Raw genomic sequence first — 2,094 nt, 5'->3', positions numbered from 1 at the left:
CCACTAGCATAATGATTTCTAAGCCATTTCCATCTCGATCATCGTCACTTCGTCTACGACCTGCGCCACCCCACCACATCATACGACCTGCCATACTAGAAAGCATGGTGATAGCACTAGCGAGAGCGACAGCAATAGTCGAAATACGGATATCGTAATTACGAATATGACTAACCTCATGTCCCATAACAGCTTCTAGCTCCTCGCGATTCATGATAGCTAGGAGACCTGACGTCGCAGCAACCGCCGCATTTTGAGGATTAGAACCTGTCGCAAAAGCATTTAAGGCTGGATCATCAATGATGAAAACTCGTGGCATGGGAATCTGACCCATCATAGCCATATCTTCCACTACATGGTAAAGGTCTGGTGCCGTTTGCTCATCAACCTCACGCGCTCCATTCATGGACATGACAATCTCTGTTGATTGAAAAATCATGGACAAAGCATAGATAAAGCCGATAATCAGTGCGATAACCAAACCACCAAGCCCAGATCGCATAAAGAGGTAACCAACCGCATAGCCAACAAGAGCTAAGAGTAGGAAAAATACCAGCAACAAAATCCACGTTTTTCGTTTATTGCTTGCAATTTGATCAAACAACATCTTAGTCACCTAAACCGCTAAAATCAACTTTAGGAACTGCCTTTTCCTCTTCTGGTGTTTGAAGGAAATCTGCTGCTTTAAAGCCAAACATTCCAGCGATAATATTGCTTGGGAAAGTTTCTAATTTTACATTGTAGTTGCTGACAACACTGTTGTAGAGTTGACGGGAGTAAGAAATTTTATTTTCTGTGTTTGTCAACTCCTCTTGCAATTTAACAAAGTTGGCACTAGCTTTCAAATCTGGATAGCTTTCTGCAACTGCAAAAATACCTGAAACCTGACGAGTGAGGGCATCACTAGCTTTCATAGCTTCTGCTGGTGAAGTCGCTGCTGCCACTTGGTTACGCAGTTCTGCCACCTTTTCAAGGGTAGAACCTTCATATTTGGCATAACCTTTTACAGTCTCAATCAAGTTTGGCAAGAGATCATTTCGACGTTTCAACTGAACATCAATCTGACTCCAAGCCTCCTTTGTTTGCATACGATTTTTAACCAAACCGTTATAGCTAACGATCACAAAAATAACAACAAGAGCTAAAACTCCAAGAATAATCCAAGTCATTATATAAGTCCTTTCTACTTTTAGATTAGTACCAGTATATCAAATTTTTAATGATTGTGGTAAAATAAGATGATACTAGAGAAGGAAACTACTATGAAACCAGAAACATTTTACAGCCTACTAGCTGAGCAAAATCTTCCACTTTCGGACCAGCAAAAGAACCAATTTGAACGGTATTTTGAACTCTTGGTCGAATGGAATGAAAAAATTAACCTGACCGCTATTACAGATAAAGAAGAAGTTTATCTCAAACATTTTTACGATTCGATTGCACCCATTCTTCAAGGTTTGATTCCCAATGAAACTATCAAACTTCTTGATATTGGAGCTGGGGCAGGATTTCCTAGTCTGCCGATGAAAATTCTCTATCCTCAGCTTGATGTGACTATCATTGATTCGCTCAATAAGCGCATCAACTTCCTCCAACTTTTGTCTCAAGAACTGGATTTGGACGGTGTTCATTTCTACCATGGACGTGCAGAAGATTTTGCCCAAGACAAGAATTTCCGTGCTCAATATGATTTTGTAACAGCTCGTGCGGTTGCCCGTATGCAGGTCTTGTCTGAATTGACTATCCCCTACCTTAAAGTTGGCGGAAAACTATTAGCACTCAAGGCTAGCAATGCGCCTGAGGAATTATTAGAAGCTAAGAATGCCCTCAACCTCCTTTTTAGTAAGGTCGAAGACAATCTCAGCTACGCTCTACCTAATGGAGATCCGCGCTACATCACAGTGGTAGAAAAGAAAAAAGAAACACCAAATAAATATCCACGTAAGGCTGGTATGCCCAATAAACGCCCACTTTAAATTTTTTAGTAAAAAATATTTACAAAGTTCGTAATTTCTGCTATACTATCACAAGCAAAGGTTTTTAATGTCATCCCGTGAGGTGACGAAGACACAGAAATATTTGAAACTCTTTAAA

General features: G+C 40.3%; 3 protein-coding genes. 1 reads left to right on the top strand and 2 read right to left on the bottom strand.

Features of this window, described 5'->3' with window-relative positions; genetic code table 11:
* Together QZ359_RS03550 and QZ359_RS03545 are read right to left on the bottom strand one after the other, a co-directional pair.
* Positions 1-607 (bottom strand): M48 family metalloprotease (locus tag QZ359_RS03550; RefSeq protein ID WP_293960080.1); only part of this gene is annotated, 607 nt, incomplete at its 3' end.
* Between the two features lies 1 nt (position 608).
* The gene (locus QZ359_RS03545) at positions 609-1,169 is read right to left on the bottom strand and encodes a LemA family protein (protein ID WP_000219846.1); all 561 of its coding nucleotides are present in this window, start codon (positions 1,167-1,169) and stop codon (positions 609-611) included.
* A 93-nt stretch (positions 1,170-1,262) separates the two neighbouring features.
* Here QZ359_RS03545 and rsmG point away from each other — a divergent pair, with 93 nt between their 5' ends.
* A complete protein-coding gene (gene rsmG, locus QZ359_RS03540; RefSeq protein WP_293960074.1) occupies positions 1,263-1,976 on the top strand; it encodes a 16S rRNA (guanine(527)-N(7))-methyltransferase RsmG in 714 nt (237 codons plus the stop codon).
* The last annotated feature ends 118 nt before the right edge of the window (positions 1,977-2,094 follow it).

Origin of the sequence: Streptococcus sp. (assembly GCF_019414905.1) — a bacterium.
Lineage (GTDB): Bacteria > Bacillota > Bacilli > Lactobacillales > Streptococcaceae > Streptococcus.
Note: the sequence above shows the minus strand (reverse complement) of the source record. Positions and strands in the feature narration are given on the sequence as shown.